This window comes from Streptomyces sp. CA2R106, from assembly GCF_037034245.1.
Classification (GTDB): domain Bacteria; phylum Actinomycetota; class Actinomycetes; order Streptomycetales; family Streptomycetaceae; genus Actinacidiphila.
This window is the reverse complement of the sequence record NZ_JBAGKC010000020.1, coordinates 42,494-57,723: the sequence shown is the minus strand read 5'-3', so window position 1 is coordinate 57,723 and position 15,230 is coordinate 42,494. Positions and strand designations below refer to the sequence as shown.

Annotated in this window: 12 protein-coding genes; 4 read left to right on the top strand and 8 right to left on the bottom strand. The window is 73.6% G+C overall.

Going from position 1 to position 15,230, the window contains the following annotated elements:
- Both WA788_RS24630 and WA788_RS24625 read left to right on the top strand, forming a co-directional pair.
- Complete coding sequence (locus WA788_RS24630; protein ID WP_335980854.1) at positions 1-1,950, top strand: fumarate reductase/succinate dehydrogenase flavoprotein subunit; 1,950 nt, start codon at positions 1-3, stop codon at positions 1,948-1,950.
- Positions 1,947-2,699, top strand: coding sequence for a succinate dehydrogenase/fumarate reductase iron-sulfur subunit (locus tag WA788_RS24625; protein ID WP_335980853.1), 753 nt, complete (start codon positions 1,947-1,949; stop codon positions 2,697-2,699). The genes WA788_RS24630 and WA788_RS24625 overlap by 4 nt, the downstream gene beginning before the upstream one ends.
- 21 nt (positions 2,700-2,720) lie before the next feature.
- Here WA788_RS24625 and WA788_RS24620 read toward each other — a convergent pair whose 3' ends face one another.
- From WA788_RS24620 to WA788_RS24590, 7 genes are all read right to left on the bottom strand, one after another.
- A complete protein-coding gene (locus WA788_RS24620) occupies positions 2,721-4,787 on the bottom strand; it encodes a phosphocholine-specific phospholipase C (RefSeq protein WP_335980852.1) in 2,067 nt (688 codons plus the stop codon).
- A 57-nt stretch (positions 4,788-4,844) separates the two neighbouring features.
- The gene (locus WA788_RS24615) at positions 4,845-5,618 is read right to left on the bottom strand and encodes a 3-oxoacyl-ACP reductase (protein WP_335980851.1); all 774 of its coding nucleotides are present in this window, start codon (positions 5,616-5,618) and stop codon (positions 4,845-4,847) included.
- A gap of 3 nt (positions 5,619-5,621) precedes the next feature.
- Entirely contained in the window at positions 5,622-7,022 is a 1,401-nt protein-coding gene (locus WA788_RS24610; protein ID WP_335980850.1) for an aldehyde dehydrogenase family protein, read from the bottom strand.
- Positions 7,023-7,137: 115 nt separating this feature from the next.
- Positions 7,138-7,857 carry a gamma-glutamyl-gamma-aminobutyrate hydrolase family protein gene (locus WA788_RS24605; protein ID WP_335980849.1) on the bottom strand — a complete coding sequence of 240 codons (720 nt, stop codon included), beginning with the start codon at positions 7,855-7,857 and terminating at the stop codon, positions 7,138-7,140.
- A complete protein-coding gene (locus tag WA788_RS24600) occupies positions 7,854-9,197 on the bottom strand; it encodes a glutamine synthetase family protein (RefSeq protein WP_335980932.1) in 1,344 nt (447 codons plus the stop codon). Before WA788_RS24600 ends, WA788_RS24605 begins: the two co-directional genes overlap by 4 nt.
- A gap of 68 nt (positions 9,198-9,265) precedes the next feature.
- Entirely contained in the window at positions 9,266-10,708 is a 1,443-nt protein-coding gene (locus WA788_RS24595) for an amino acid permease (RefSeq protein WP_335980930.1), read from the bottom strand.
- Positions 10,709-10,984: 276 nt separating this feature from the next.
- Positions 10,985-11,731 (bottom strand): FadR/GntR family transcriptional regulator, encoded by a 747-nt coding sequence (locus WA788_RS24590; RefSeq protein ID WP_335980847.1) that lies wholly within the window; start codon positions 11,729-11,731, stop codon positions 10,985-10,987.
- A gap of 182 nt (positions 11,732-11,913) precedes the next feature.
- On the opposite strand from WA788_RS24590, the gene WA788_RS24585 reads away from it, so the two are divergent.
- Both WA788_RS24585 and WA788_RS24580 read left to right on the top strand, forming a co-directional pair.
- On the top strand, positions 11,914-13,989 hold the full coding sequence (locus tag WA788_RS24585) for a translation factor GTPase family protein (protein WP_335980846.1): 2,076 nt from the start codon (positions 11,914-11,916) through the stop codon (positions 13,987-13,989).
- A gap of 133 nt (positions 13,990-14,122) precedes the next feature.
- Positions 14,123-14,500: a DUF427 domain-containing protein gene (locus WA788_RS24580; RefSeq protein ID WP_335980845.1), complete on the top strand. Its 378-nt coding sequence runs from the start codon at positions 14,123-14,125 to the stop codon at positions 14,498-14,500.
- Positions 14,501-14,553: 53 nt separating this feature from the next.
- Here WA788_RS24580 and WA788_RS24575 read toward each other — a convergent pair whose 3' ends face one another.
- Positions 14,554-15,168, bottom strand: a complete 615-nt coding sequence (locus tag WA788_RS24575; protein WP_335980844.1) for a glyoxalase — start codon at positions 15,166-15,168, stop codon at positions 14,554-14,556.
- Positions 15,169-15,230 lie beyond the last annotated feature (62 nt).

Sequence of the window (15,230 nt, the reverse complement as noted above, 5' to 3'; positions counted from 1 at the left end):
TTGACCGACTACACCCGCTACGGCACCGGCGCGCCCATCGCCGACACCAAGGCCCCCGACGGCCCGATGGCCGACCGCTGGGACACCCGCCGCTTCACCGCCAAGCTCGTCAACCCCGCCAACCGCCGCAAGCACCGCGTGATCGTGGTCGGCACCGGCCTGGCCGGCGGCTCCGCGGGCGCGACCCTCGCCGAACAGGGCTACCACGTCGTGCAGTTCTGCTACCAGGACTCCCCGCGCCGGGCCCACTCCATCGCCGCGCAGGGCGGCATCAACGCCGCGAAGAACTACCGCAACGACGGCGACTCCATCCACCGGCTCTTCTACGACACCGTCAAGGGCGGCGACTTCCGCGCCCGGGAGTCCAACGTGCGCCGGCTGGCGCAGATCTCGGTGGAGATCATCGACCAGTGCGTGGCGCAGGGCGTGCCCTTCGCCCGCGAGTACGGCGGCCTGCTCGACACCCGCTCCTTCGGCGGCGTCCAGGTCTCCCGCACCTTCTACGCCCGCGGCCAGACCGGCCAGCAACTGCTGCTCGGCGCCTACCAGGCGCTGTCGCGGCAGATCGCGGCCGGCAACGTGGAGATCCACCCGCGCACCGAGATGCTCGACCTGCTGGTGGTCGACGGGCGGGCCCGCGGCATCGTCGCCCGCGACCTGGTCACCGGCGAGGTCAGCACCCACCTCGCCGACGCGGTGGTGCTCGCCACCGGCGGCTACGGCAACGTCTTCTACCTGTCCACCAACGCGATGAACTCCAACGCCACCGCGATCTGGCGGGCGCACCGCCGCGGCGCGTACTTCGCCAACCCCTGCTTCACCCAGATCCACCCCACCTGCATCCCGCGCACCGGCGACCACCAGTCGAAGCTGACCCTGATGAGCGAGTCGCTGCGCAACGACGGCCGGATCTGGGTGCCCAAGGCCAAGGGCGACGCCCGCCCGCCGGCCGACATCCCCGAGGCCGAGCGCGACTACTACCTGGAGCGGATCTACCCCTCCTTCGGCAACCTGGTGCCGCGCGACATCGCCTCCCGCGCCGCGAAGAACGTCTGCGACGAGGGCCGCGGCGTCGGCCCCGGCGGCCAGGGCGTCTACCTCGACTTCGCCGACGCCATCGCCCGGCTGGGCCGGCGCGCGGTCGCGGAGAAGTACGGCAACCTCTTCGAGATGTACGAGCGGATCACCGCGGAGAACCCGTACGAGGTGCCGATGCGGATCTACCCGGCCGTGCACTACACCATGGGCGGGCTGTGGGTGGACTACGACCTCCAGACCACCGTGCCGGGGCTGTTCGCGATCGGCGAGGCCAACTTCTCCGACCACGGCGCGAACCGGCTCGGCGCGTCCGCGCTCATGCAGGGCCTGGCCGACGGCTACTTCGTGCTGCCCGCCACCCTCAACGACTACCTCGCCCGGCACCCGGCCGCCGCCCCCGTCGACCCGGAGCACCCCGCCGTCACCGAGGCGCTGGCCGCCACCAAGGAGCGGCTGCACCGGCTGGTGAGCGTCGACGGCGACCGTACCGCCGACTCCTTCCACCGCGAACTGGGCGAGCTGATGTGGGAGTTCTGCGGCATGGCGCGCAACGAGCAGGGCCTGCGCAAGGCGCTGGACCGCATCCCGCAGATCCGCGCGGAGTTCTGGCAGCGGATCAAGGTCCCCGGCACCGAGGCCGAGTTCAACCAGTCCCTGGAGCGCGCCAACCGCGTCGTGGACTACCTCGAACTCGCCGAGCTGATGTGCCTGGACGCCCTGCACCGCGCCGAGTCCTGCGGCGGCCACTTCCGCGAGGAGTCCCAGACCCCCGACGGCGAGGCCGCCCGCCGCGACGAGGAGTTCGGGTACGCCGCCGGCTGGGAGTTCACCGGCAACGGCGAGCCGCCCGTGCTGCACCGCGAAGAACTCGTCTTCACCGAAGTCCACCCCACCCAGCGGAGCTACGCATGAGGCTCACCCTGCGCATCTGGCGGCAGAAGAACGCCGACGCCCCCGGTGCCATGACCGCCTACGACGTCGACGGCATCTCGCCGGACATGTCGTTCCTGGAGGTCCTCGACACCCTCAACGAACGCCTCACCCTCGAAGGCGCCGACCCGGTCGCCTTCGACCACGACTGCCGCGAGGGCATCTGCGGCGCCTGCGGCGTGGTCATCAACGGCGACGCGCACGGCCCGGAGCGCACCACCAGCTGCCAGCTGCACATGCGCTCCTTCCGCGACGGCGACACCATCGACGTCGAACCCTGGCGCGCGGCCGCCTTCCCGGTCGTCCGCGACCTGGTGGTGGACCGCTCCGCCTTCGACCGGATCATCGGCGCCGGCGGCTACGTCTCGGTGCCCACCGGCGCCGCGCCCGAGGCACACGCCACGCCCGTGCCCAAGCCCGACGCCGACCGCGCCTTCGAGCACGCCGAGTGCATCGGCTGCGGCGCCTGCGTCGCCGCCTGCCCCAACGGCTCCGCGATGCTCTTCACCTCCGCGAAGATCAACCACCTCGCCGCGCTCCCGCAGGGCGGCCCGGAGCGCGAGAGCCGGGTGCTGGACATGGTCGGGCAGATGGACGCCGAGGGCTTCGGCGGCTGCACCTTGACCGGCGAGTGCGCGACCGCTTGCCCCAAGGGCATCCCGCTGATGTCGATCACCTCGATGAACAAGGAGTGGCTGCGCGCCAACCGCAAGGCCGCGCGCAGCCGTTGAGGCCGCCGGGGCGCTGACCGGTCAGCCGCTGACGCTCGGCGCGCCGGTCTCCAGGTGCCCGGTGAAGCGCTGCGACCAGCTCGCGTCACCGCTGACCGTCACCGTGAAGTCGTACCAGCCGCCGTTGTACGCCACCGCGTTGAAGTAGTCGGCGACCTGCCCGCCGGCCGGCACCTGGTACGTCCACGGGCCGTCGGTGCGGTAGGCGTTCGCGGTGATGGTGAACGTGACCGCCGCGGCGCCGTGGTTGGCCATCGTGAACCACAGCGCGAGCTTGCCGGTGCTGTTGGTCACGGCGTACGAGGGGGTGACGGCGACGTCCTTGCCGGGTGCGGTGGTGTCGCCCTGGAAGCGGCGCAGGAAGCGGTTGGGGCCCACCACGCTCAGGTCGTACTTGCCGTCGCCGTAGCCGCTGCCGCAGTTGAAGAAGTCGCTGGTGGTGCCGCCCGCGGCCACCGTGTACTGCCAGGGCCCGCCGCCGCGGTGGGCGTTGGCGTAGGCGGCGAAGTGCACCGCGCGGGTCGAGCGGGCGTCGGTGTTGTCCATCGCCAGCCACACCTTGGTCACCCCGCCGGTGCCGAACTCGATGTGGTCGAGGAAGGCGTCCGGCTGGTACGGCAGGGCGCGCGCCGGGCGGGTGCCGGACTCCTGCGCGGGCAGCGCGTTGGTCACCGGCGCCGGGTTGGGCAGCGGCGCGCAGGTCGACTCGCCGATCACCGCCGAGGTGTCGGGCAGCGACGGCAGCCCGGCCACCGGGTTGGCGAAGTCGAACGCGGACGTCAGGTCGCCGCAGACGGCGCGGCGCCAGGCGCTGATGTTCGGGCACGTCGCGGGGGTGCCCAGCGCCGCGGTCCAGGTCTCCAGGAAGCGCAGCACCGACGTGTGGTCGAAGACCTCGGAGTCGACCCAACCGCCGCGGCTCCAGGGGGATATGGCGATCATCGGCACCCGCACGCCCAGCCCGATCGGGGTGCCGGTGTAGAACTCGCCCGCGGTGCCGGACACCGGGACCGGCGGCGGCACGTGGTCGAAGAAGCCGTCGTTCTCGTCGTAGTTGAGGAACAGGATCGTGGAGTTGTAGACCGCCGGATCGGCGTTGAGGGCGTCGATCACCATGTGCACGAAGTGCGCCCCGTCGGCGGGCGTGGCGTACGGGTGCTCCGAGGAGCCCTCGTCGGCGACCACCCAGGACACCTGGGGGAGCGTGCCGGCGAGCACGTCGGCCCTGATGGCGGCCGCGATGTCGTCCGGGGTCCGCCCGGTGGCCTTCGGCACCGAGCCCATGCCGCGGTCGTGCAGCGGGGTGCCGGCGGCCGCGGAGGTGAACTGGGTGAAGTACGCCAGCGCGTTGTCGGTGAAGTTGTCCGCCGCGTTCTGGTACACCTTCCAGCTCACGCCCGCGTTCTGGAGCGCCTCGGCGTAGGTCTGCCACCGCAGCCCGGACTCCGAGCCGCCGTCGTAGGCCGGACCGCCGCTGCGGCCGTCCGGGTCGATCTGGCCGCTCCAGTGGAAGGTGCGGTTGGGGCCGGTGGCGCTGAGCGTGGAGCTGAAGTAGGCGTCGCACACGGTGTAGTAGTCGGCGAGCGCGTAGTGGAAGGGGATGTCGGCGCGGGTGAGGTGGCCGAGGGTGCGGACGTTGCCCTTGGCGGCGACCCAGCCGTCCATCTTGCCGCCGTTCCACGCCGCGTGCTGGTCGGCCCAGCCGTGCGCGAGGTCGCCGTTGCACTGCGCGAGCCGCTCGGGGTCGGCGCCGCCGGCCGGCGCGGTGGCGCTGAACTGCCACGGGTACTGCCGGCCGCTGCCGTTCGGCTGGTTGAAGACGCTGTAGCCGCCCGCGACCTGGATCGCGCTGCGGTCGGCGAAGCCGCGGACGCCCTTCAGCGTGCCGAAGTAGTGGTCGAAGGAGCGGTTCTCCTGCATGAGGACGACGACGTGCTTGGCGTCGGTGAGCGTCCCGGTGGCCTTCGGCGCGGCGGCCGGCGCCTGGCCCGGCGCGGCGGCGGTCGCCTCCGCCGCACCGCCGACGGTCGCCGCGGCGGCCGCCCCGGCCGAGATCGCCATGAACGTCCTGCGGCTGACGTCGCTCATGTGGTGGACCTTTCCGTGGGGGTTGGGGAGGGGCAGGACCGGCCGGGGCCGGGCCCGCTACAGCGGGGTCACGTAGGCGCCCGAGATCCCGCCGTCGACGAGGAAGGTGGACGCCGTGATGAACGACGAGTCGTCGCTCGCCAGGAACGCGACCGAGGCGGCCAGTTCCTCCGGTTCGGCGAACCGGCCGAGAGGAATGTGCACCAGACGGCGGGCGGCGCGCTCGGGGTCCTTGGCGAACAGTTCCTGAAGAAGCGGGGTGTTGACCGGCCCCGGGCACAGCGCGTTGACCCGGATGCCCTCGCGCGCGAACTGCACGCCCAGCTCCCGGCTCATCGACAGCACCGCGCCCTTGGACGCCGAGTAGGAGATCTGCGAGGTCGCCGCGCCCATCACCGCCACGAACGACGCCGTGTTGATGATCGAGCCCTTGCCCTGCCGCTGCATGTGCGGGATGGCGTACTTGCAGCACAGGTAGACGCTGGTCAGGTTGACCTCCTGCACCCGGCGCCAGGCGTCCGGGCCGGTGGTGAGGATCGAGTCGTCCTCCGGCGGGGAGATGCCCGCGTTGTTGAAGGCGACGTCCAGCCGCCCGTACGTGGCGACGGCCGTCTCGTACATGCCGCGCACCGCGTCCTCGTCGGTGACGTCGGCCCGCACGAACAGGCCGCCGACCTCCGCCGCGGCCGCGGCGCCGCTGTCCTCGTCGATGTCCACACAGACCACCGACGCCCCCTCGGCGGCCAGCCGGCGGGCACTGGCCAGCCCGATGCCGCTGCCGGCACCGGTGATCACCGCGACGCGGCCCTCCAGGCGTGCTGCGAGCGTCATTGCTCAATCCTCCGTGGCGATGAAGACGTTCTTGGTCTCGGTGAAGGCGTGCAGCGCGTCCGGGCCCAGCTCGCGGCCCAGCCCGGACTGCTTGAACCCGCCGAACGGCGTCGCGTACCGCACCGACGCGTGCGAGTTGACCGACAGGTTGCCCGCCTCCACCGCCCGCGCCACCCGGATCGCCCGGCCCACGTCCCGGGTCCAGATCGAGCCGGACAGGCCGTAGGCGGTGTCGTTGGCGATCCGTACGGCGTCCTCCTCGTCGGTGAACGGCACCACGGCCACCACCGGCCCGAAGATCTCCTCGGTGAACGCCGGGTCGTCCGGCCGCACCGGCGACAGCACGGTCGGCGGGAACCAGAAGCCCGGCCCGTCCGGGGCGCTGCCGCGGAAGGCGACCGGCGCGCCCTCGGGCACGTAGGCGGCCACCGCGGCCCGCCGCCGCGCGGAGATCAGCGGGCCCATCTCGGTGGCCGGGTCGGCCGGGTCGCCGACGCGCACCGCCTTGACCGCCGGCTCCAGCAGCGCCATGAAGTCGTCGAACACCTCGCGCTGCACCAGGATGCGGGAGCGCGCGCAGCAGTCCTGCCCGGCGTTGTCGAAGACCGCCGACGGCGCGGTGGCGGCGGCCTTCGCCAGGTCGGCGTCGGCGAACACCACGTTGGCGCTCTTGCCGCCCAACTCCAGTGTCACCGGCTTCACCTGGGCCGCGCACCCGGCCATGATCTCCTTGCCGACCCGGGTGGAGCCGGTGAAGACGACCTTCGCGACGTCCGGGTGCGTCACGAAGCGCCGCCCGACCACGTCGCCGCGGCCGGGCACCACTTCCAGCACGCCCGCGGGCAGGCCCGCCGCCAAGGCGAGTTCGCCCAGCCGCAGCGCGGTCAGCGGGGTCAGCTCCGCGGGTTTGAGCACCACCGTGTTGCCCGCCGCCAGCGCCGGGGCCAGCGCCCACCCGGCGATCGGCAGCGGGAAGTTCCACGGCACGATCACCCCCACCACGCCGAGCGGTTCGTGGAAGGTGACGTCCAGGCCGCCGGCCACCGGGATCTGCCGGCCGGACTGCCGCTCCGGCGCGGCGGCGTAGTACTCCAGCACGTCGCGGACGTTGGCCGCCTCCCACCGGGCGTTGCCCAGCGTGTGGCCGGAGTTGGCGACCTCCAGCCGCGCCAGGTGCTCGCGGTCGGCGTCCACCGCGGCGGCGAACGCCCGCAGCAGCCGGGCCCGGTCGGCCGGGGCGACCCGCCGCCACGGCCCGAACGCCGCCCGGCTGCGCGCGATCGCCGCGTCCGCCGCGGCCAGGTCCGCCATCGGCACCCGGTCGATGATCTCCTCCGTGGCCGGGTTCACCACCGGCCACACCCCGCCCCCGACGTCCGTCGCGGAGCCCTGTCCTGGGGCCATCAGCTGTCCACCCTGTTCTCGAAGCGGTCGGTCGATCGGTCGGTGCAGGGGCCGGTCGCGCGATGGGGCGAGCGGCCGGAGCAGGGGCCGGTGCGGCACGGCCCGCGCGCCGGCGTCATCGTGCACCGGGCCGGGACGCGGCCGCCGCGGCGAACGCGGCGAACAGCCGGGGATCGGACGGGTCGGTCTCCGGGTGCCACTGCACACCGACGGTGAACACGCCCTCGTGTGAGGCGAGTTCGAGCGCCTCCACGGTGTCGTCGCCGCTCCAGGCGGTGGGGGTCAGCCCCCGGCCCAGGGTGTCCACGGCCTGGTGGTGGTAGCAGGACACCTCGGCGCTCGCGCCCAGGATGCCGTGCAGGACGCTGCCCGGCCGGGTGCGTACGCTGCGGCGCCCGAAGACCGCCGGGGCCGGCTGGTGGGCGCTGCCGCCGACCCGCTCCGGCAGGTGCTGGACCAGGGTGCCGCCCAGCGCCACGTTCAGCAGCTGCATGCCGCGGCACACCGCGAGCACCGGCAGCTCCCGGGCCAGCGCACCGGCGAGCAGCGCGAACTCCCAGGAGTCGCGCACCGGTTGGGGCACGCCGGTGCGCGGGTGCGGCGCGGCGCCGTACCGGGCCGGGTCCACGTCGGGGCCGCCAGCGAGCACCAGGCCGTCGAGGCGGTCCAACACCTCGGCCACCCCGCCGTCCTGCGGCGGCAGCACCACCGCGGCGGCGCCGGCCCGGGCGACGGACGCGACATAGGTGTCCGGCACCAGCGCGGCGGGCTGCCGCCACACGCCCCACGCCGCCTCGTCGAGGTAGCCGGTGACGCCGACCAGCGGGCGCGTCACAGCCGCTCGAATCCGCGGCGCCGCTCCCAATCGGTCACCGCCCCCTCGAACGCGGCCAGTTCGGTACGCCCGGCGTGCGCGTAGTGCCGGACGACGTCCGCCCCGAAGGCCGCTTCGGCGACCTCGCTGCGAGCGAAGGCGTCCACCGCCGCCCCCAGCGTGGCCGGGACGCGCGGCGCGGCCGACGCGTAGGCGTTGCCGGTGAACTCCGGCTCCAGCGGCAGCCGTTGCTCCACCCCGTGCAGCCCGGCGGCGACGAGCGCGGCCACCGCCAGGTACGGGTTGACGTCGCCGCCGGGCACCCGGTTCTCGAACCGCAGCGACGGCCCGTGCCCGACCACGCGCAGCGCGCAGGTGCGGTTGTCCCGGCCCCAGGCGATCGCGGTCGGCGCGAAACTGCCGGCCACGTACCGCTTGTAGGAGTTGACGTTCGGCGCGAGCAGCAGCGCGAAGTCCGCCAGGCAGGCGAGCTGCCCGGCCAGGAAGTGCTCCATCACCGGCGAGAAGCCGTACGGGCCGTCGCCGGCGAGCACCGGGCGGCCCTCGGCGTCGCGCAGACTCAGGTGCACATGGCAGGAGTTGCCCTCCTTCTCGTCGTACTTCGCCATGAAGGTCAGGCTCACCCCGTCCTGCGCGGCGATCTCCTTCGCGCCGGTCTTGTACACCGCGTGGTCGTCGCAGGTGGCCAGCGCCGGCCCGTACTTGAAGGCGATCTCGTGCTGCCCGGGGTTGCACTCGCCCTTCGCGGACTCGACGGTCAGGCCGGCGCCGGCCATCCCGTTGCGGATACGGCGCAGCAGCGGCTCGATCCGGGAGGTGCCGAGGATGGAGTAGTCCACGTTGTACTGGTTGACCGGCGTCAGGCCGTGGTAGGCGCGGTCCCACGCCTGCTCGTAGCTGTCGCGGAACGCGATGAACTCCAGTTCGGTGCCCGCGTAGGCGTGCCAGCCGTGCCCGGCGAGCCGGTCGAGCTGGCGGCGCAGCACCTGCCGGGGCGAGACACCGACCGGGGTGCCGTCGTGGTGGGTGACGTCGCACTGCACCATGGCGGTCGCCGGGTGCCAGGGCACCATCCGCAGCGTCGCGAGGTCCGGGGCGAGCACCAGGTCGCCGTAGCCGGCGTCCCAGGAGGAGACCTCGTAGCCGTCCACGGTGTTCATGTCGACGTCGACGGCCAGCAGGTAGCCGCAGCCCTCGGCCGCGCCGGGCACCACGTCGCTCAGGAAGAAGTCGGCCGCCACCCGCTTGCCCTGGAGCCGGCCCTGCATGTCGGTCATGGCCAGCACGACGGTGTCGACCGCGCCGGCCGCGACGCGCGAGCGCAACTCCTCCAGCGTCAGCCGGGGACGGCCGCTCCCGCCGCTCCCGCCGCTCGGGCTGCCCGTGCTGTGCGTACTGGTCCCGCTGCTCAACTCGCCTCCAGGTCACTGGGTTCGGTGTCGGACGGGGAACCGCCGTCCGACGCCCGGGGGCCGGTGAACCAGTGCCGGGCCGAGACCAGCCACCACACCCCGGCGAAGCCCAGCACGACGCAGACCGCGACCGGCGTGTAGTTGAAGCTCGCCGCCGTGATCGGGCTGACGGTCGGGAGCATGAACAGGATCGTGATCAGCCCGGTCCAGCCGACGGCCACGCTGCCCACCAGCCGGCTCCAGCGCCCCAGGTGCCAGGGCCCGGGCGTGAACGCGTCGCCCTGCCGGAGCCGCAGGTAGACCGGGATGACGTAGGCGATGTAGAGGCCGATCACCGACACCGACGTGACGGCCGCGTACGCGGTGGAGTTCCACAGCGCGGGCAGGCCGAGCAGGAAGGCGCCGGCCGCGGCCAGCCACACGGCGCTGGTCGGTGTCTGCGTCCGCGGGTTGATCCGGTGCCACAGGCGGGAGGCGGGCAGCGCGCCGTCCCGCGAGAAGGCATAGATCATCCGGGAGTTGGCGGTCACCGACGCCATGCCGCAGAAGAACTGGGCGCCGATCACGATCAGCAGCAGGAGCTTGGCGCCGGTGTGGCCGATCGCGTCGATGAAGATCTGCGCCGGCGGCACCCCGCTGCTGGTGGTCCGCTCGCCGTCGTAGTCCTGGATGGCGTAGGTCAGGCCGAGCAGCAGCACCCACCCGGCGACCAGCGACACCACGATGGCGTTCACGATGCCGCGCGGGCCGGAGCGGGCCGCGTCGTGGGTCTCCTCGGTCATGTGCGCGGACGCGTCGTAGCCGGTGAGGGTGTACTGCGCCAGCAGCAGGCCCAGCATCGAGACGTAGAAGGGGCTGTGGAAGCCGGTGTCGTCGACGAACCTGCTGAAGACGAACGACGTGGAGGAGTGGTGGTCGGGCACGAACACCAGCACCGCGACGATGACGAGCACGCCGACCAGGTGCCACCACACGCTGACGTCGTTGAAGAGCGCCACCAGCCGCACGCCCAGGGTGTTGAGCAGGCCGTGCGCCAGGAGGATCACCGCGAAGAGCTCCACGGTGTGGCCGGGGGTGGCCGACAGGCCGAACTGGAGGTCCAGCAGGGCGTTGAGGAAGGTGGCGGCGCCGTAGTCGATGCCCGCGGTGACCGCGACCTGGCCGAGGAAGTTGAACCAGCCGGTGAACCAGCTCCACGCCGGAGCCCGGGAGGGCGCGAGCTTCGCCGCCCAGTAGTACAGGCCGCCCGCGGTCGGGAAGCTGGAGCAGATCTCGGCCATGGCCAGGCCCACACACAGCGTCATCAGCCCGACGACCGGCCAGCCCCAGGTGATGAGCGCCGGGCCGCCGGTGTTCATGCCGAACCCGTACAGGGTCAGGCAGCCGGAGAGGATCGAGACGATGGAGAAGGAGACGGCGAAGTTGGAGAAGCCCGACATCGAGCGGGCCAGCTCCTGGACGTAGCCGAGTTCGCGCAGCCGCTGCTCGTCGGCGGAGGGGGAGGCGGGAGTGGGGGGTTTGGGGGGAGTGGGGGGACTGGCGGTCGGGTCCGGCGGGCGGGGAGCAGACATGGGCGTCTCCCGGGCTGGTTAATGGAATGAACCTGTTCCATTAGCGGGGAGACCGTCTCACTCCGCCGGACGCGCCGTCAAGAGCGCGGTGGGCAGCGTCGGTTGCTACGGTCTGCGGCCTGCCGGGTGCGGGCGGACCGGAGTTCAGCCCAGGAAGCCGCGCAGCAGCGACGCGGTCGCGGCGAGGTGCTCCTCGGCCGCCCGGCGGGCGGTGGCCGGGTCGCCGTCGAGTATCGCCGCCACGATCCGGGCGTGCTGCGCCTGCGAGTGCTCGATGTTGCGCGGCAGCAGCGGGATCGCGTTGAGCAGGTCGTTCAGCCGCATCCGGGTGTCGGCGATGCTCGCCGCCAGCGACCGGGACCCGCTCAGCTCGGCTATCGCCAGATGGAAGCGGGAGTCGGTGCGCCGGTAGTCCACCGCGTCGCACTGCTGGGTGTCCCGCAGCCGGTCGGCGAGGTGGCGGCGCTCCTGGGGGCCGAGCGCGCGGCCCGCGGCCAGTTCGGCGGCGCCGATCTCCAGCGCCCGGCGGTAGGCGAGGGTGTCCTCCAGCTCGTCCGGCGCCCGCTCGGCCGAACGCCCGGGCGGCCCGCCGTCCGCGCCCCCGGGCCGATGCGTGACGAAGGTCCCGCCGGTGCGGCCGCGCCGCGACTGCACGTACCCCGCCTGCTCCAGCGAGCCCAGCGCCTCCCGCAGCGTCACCCGGCTGACCCGGAACCGCTCCGCCAACTCCCGTTGCGGGGGCAGCCGTTCACCGTGTGCGACCACGCCGAGCTTGATCACCTGGAGCAGCCGCTCGACGGTCTCCTCGAAGGCGTTCCCGGCCCGCACCGGCCGGAAGAACGCGGCGCCGCTCAGCGTGCCGGCAGCGTCCGGCTCGGACAACTCGCTCATCCCGCCATTGTCCGCCCGCCGCCGGAAAACACGTTGCCCCCGGTATGCGGACGTGCTGTGATCGGCCGGTCACGCACGCCGGCCACCCGGGCCGGCCACCGACCGAGGAGCAGTGAAGATGCGCGGTTCCGCCATGCCCGCCCCGGAAGCCACCACCCCCGACCCCAAGGACATGACGGCCTGTGCACTCGCTCAACCTCGGCATCCTCGCGCACATCGACGCCGGTAAGACCAGCCTCACCGAGCGGCTGCTGTACGCCGCCGGTGTCATCGACGAGATCGGCAGCGTCGACCGCGGCAGCACCACCACGGACACGCTCGCGCTGGAGAAGCAGCGCGGCATCACCATCAAGTCCGCCGTGGTGGCCTTCACGCTGCCCGGGGGTGGCGCCCCCGACGGAGGTCCCGGCGGCCCGGACGTCAACCTGATCGACGCCCCCGGCCACCCCGACTTCATCGCCGAGGTCGAGCGGGTGCTCGGCGTGCTCGACGGCGCCGTCCTGGTCGTCTCCGCGGTCGAGGGCGTCCAGCCGCAGACCCGCGTCCTGATGCGCACCCTGCGCCGCCTGCGCATCCCCACGCTGATCTTCGTCAACAAGCTCGACCGGCGCGGCGCCGACCTCGACCGCACCCTTCGGGCCGTCGCCGGCCGGCTGACCCCCGACATCGTCGCGATGACCGGCGCCCGCGCCCAGGGCACCCCGCAGGCGGCCGCCCCGCCGTACACCGCGGCCGACCCCGGCTTCGACGCGCGGCTGCTGGACCTGCTGGCCCGCCGCGACGACCGGCTGCTGGCCGCGTACGTCCGCGACGAGCACGCCGTCGACCACGCCCGGCTGCGCGCGGCGCTCGCCGAGCAGACCGCGGCCGCCCTCGTCCACCCGGTCTACGCGGGCTCCGCCGTCACCGGTGCGGGAACGAGCGCCCTGATCGCGGGCATCGCCGCACTGCTGCCGGCGCGCCGCCCCGACCCGGACGCGCCCGTGCGCGGCACCATCTTCAAGATGGAGCGCGGCCCGGCAGGCGAGCGCATCGCCTACGTGCGGGTGGCCGCCGGGACCGTCCGCACCCGCGACCGGCTGCCGGTGCACCGCGGCGGCGGCCCGGTCGGGGAGGGCCGGGTCACCGCGCTCAGCGTCTTCGAGGCCGGCACCGACACCCGGCGCGACCACGCCCCGGCCGGGCGGATCGCCCGCGTCTGGGGTCTGGGCGACGTGCGGATCGGCGACACCGTCGGAGCGCCGCCGCCCGCGGCGGGGGAGGACCGGCACTTCGCGCCGCCGTCCCTGGAGACGGTCGTCACCGCCCGGCGCCCGGCCGACCGCGGCGCGCTGCACGCCGCGCTCGTCCAACTCGCCGAGCAGGACCCGCTGATCGACCTGCGCCGGGACGAACTGCGGCAGGAGATCGCCGTGTCGCTCTACGGCGAGGTGCAGAAGGAGGTCATCCAGGCGACGTTGGCCGGCGAATTCGGGCTCGACGCCGACTTCCGGCCCACCACCACCCTGCACATCGAGCGCCCGGCCGGGACCGGCGCCGCCGTCGAGTCCATCGCGAAGGACGGCAATCCGTTCCTGGCCACGGTGGGGCTGCGGGTCGCGCCGGGCCCGGCCGGCAGCGGGGTCGCCTTCGGGCTCGGCGTGGAACTGGGCGCGATGCCCTACGCGTTCTTCGCCGCGGTGGAGGAGACGGTGCGCCGCACGCTGGAGCAGGGGCTGCACGGCTGGCGGGTGACCGACTGCGCGGTCACGATGACGCACTGCGGGTACTGGCCGCGGCAGAGCCACGCGCACGGGACCTTCGACAAGAGCATGTCCAGTACGGGCGCGGACTTCCGCGGGCTCACCCCGCTGGTGCTCATGGCGGCGCTGCGGCAGGCGGGCACCACCGTGCACGAGCCGATGCACCGCTTCCGGCTCGACCTGCCCGCCGACGCGCTGGGCACGGTGCTGCCCGTGCTGGCCCGGCTCGGCGCGCTGCCCCGCACCCCGGCCGCGCACGACGGCGGGTACGAACTGGCCGGCGACATCCCCGCCGCCCGCGTCCACGACCTGGAGCGGCGACTGCCCACGCTCACCCGGGGCGAAGGGGCGCTGGAGAGCGCCTTCCACCACTACCGGCCGGTCACCGGGAAGGCGCCGGAGCGGCCGCGCACCGACCACAACCCGCTGGACCGGGAGGAGTACCTGCTGCGGGTGCTGCGGCGGGTGCCGGGAGCCGGCGGGAACGGAGGGCGGGCCGGCGGCGGCGACGGGTGAGTCGGCGGCAACGGGCGTGAGGCGGCGCAAATGGCGGATGGGTCGGCGGGAATGGCGGGTGGGCCGGCGGGGTTGACATGGGGGAGGCCCGGATGACCGTCCGGGCCGACCCGGCAGGAGTTCTGGAGTCCTCATGGCCCGCCCCGTCAAGACGCCCGGCCCCGACCACCCCATCACCGTCGAGCCGACGGCCGCCCGCGTCGTGGTGCGCGCCGGCGGCAAGGTCGTCGCCGACACCACCGCCGCGCTCACCCTCCAGGAGGCCGACTACCCGGCCGTCCAGTACATACCGCTGGCCGACGTGGCGGCGGACGCGCTTGCCCCCACCGACACCAGCACCTACTGCCCGTACAAGGGCGACGCCTCGTACTACTCGCTGGTCACCGGCGACGGCACCGTCACCGACGCCGTGTGGACCTACCGCGAGCCGTACGAGGCGGTGGGCGCGATCGCCGGGCATGTCGCGTTCTACCCGCAGCACGTGGAGGTCGAGCAGCTCCAGAGCGCCTGACCAGGGGTTCGCGTCTGACCGTGGGCGCCGGGCCGCCGCGCCCGGCGCCCGATTCAGGCGGGCTGCTCCCAGGCGAAGCCGTCCGGGTCGGTGAAGGCCCCCCGGTCGCCGCCGACCACGGCCATCCGGTGCGAGCCGCTGCCGTCGGGCGGCACCCCGGCGTCCTTGGCGAGGGCCGCCCGGCCGTACAGCGCCAGCTGCACCGGGCTGCCGGGCGCGGCGAACTCCACGTACTTGCGGCCGAAGCTCTTGCCCACGGTCAGGCCCTGCCCGACGTAGAACTCCTTGGTGGCCTTCACGTCCGCCACGCCCAGCAGCAGCACGAAGCGGTCCACCTCCCGCGTCGCCGGGCCCTTGTCCTTCTTCTCCGACGTCGCCACCTTCCACAGCGCCCCGTCCGGCGCCCGCACCACGCCCCCGTAGCCCCAGAACGACTTCGCGGCCGGCTTCACCGCGGTGGCGCCCGCGTCCAGGGCCGCCTGGAGGAAGCCGTCCACGGTGGCCGGCCGGGCCACCGTCAGCGACAGCGTGAAGCCCCGGAAGCCGCTGGTCTCCCCCTCGGCCGGCCGCACCCGCAGCCGCCCGCCCAGGCCGAAGGCGGCGGCGTAGAACTCCTCGGCGGCGGCGGGGTCCGCCGCCTCCAGGACCACGGATTCGATGGAAGTCATGTCCCGACGGTAAGCACGGCTCCCCGCCCCCGCCCGCTCCCCCTGCTCCATCCGGGCACACT

Bases quoted from the DNA above. Each gene is read 5' to 3' on its own strand.
- WA788_RS24580 (WP_335980845.1), top strand. From the start codon at position 14,123: ATGGCCCGCCCCGTCAAGACGCCCGGCCCCGACCACCCCATCACCGTC.
- WA788_RS24625 (WP_335980853.1), top strand. From the start codon at position 1,947: ATGAGGCTCACCCTGCGCATCTGGCGGCAGAAGAACGCCGACGCCCCC.
- WA788_RS24615 (WP_335980851.1), bottom strand. From the start codon at position 5,618: ATGACGCTCGCAGCACGCCTGGAGGGCCGCGTCGCGGTGATCACCGGT.
- WA788_RS24610 (WP_335980850.1), bottom strand. From the start codon at position 7,022: ATGGCCCCAGGACAGGGCTCCGCGACGGACGTCGGGGGCGGGGTGTGG.
- WA788_RS24575 (WP_335980844.1), bottom strand. From the start codon at position 15,168: ATGACTTCCATCGAATCCGTGGTCCTGGAGGCGGCGGACCCCGCCGCC.
- WA788_RS24620 (WP_335980852.1), bottom strand. From the start codon at position 4,787: ATGAGCGACGTCAGCCGCAGGACGTTCATGGCGATCTCGGCCGGGGCG.
- WA788_RS24595 (WP_335980930.1), bottom strand. From the start codon at position 10,708: ATGTCGGGCTTCTCCAACTTCGCCGTCTCCTTCTCCATCGTCTCGATC.
- WA788_RS24590 (WP_335980847.1), bottom strand. From the start codon at position 11,731: ATGAGCGAGTTGTCCGAGCCGGACGCTGCCGGCACGCTGAGCGGCGCC.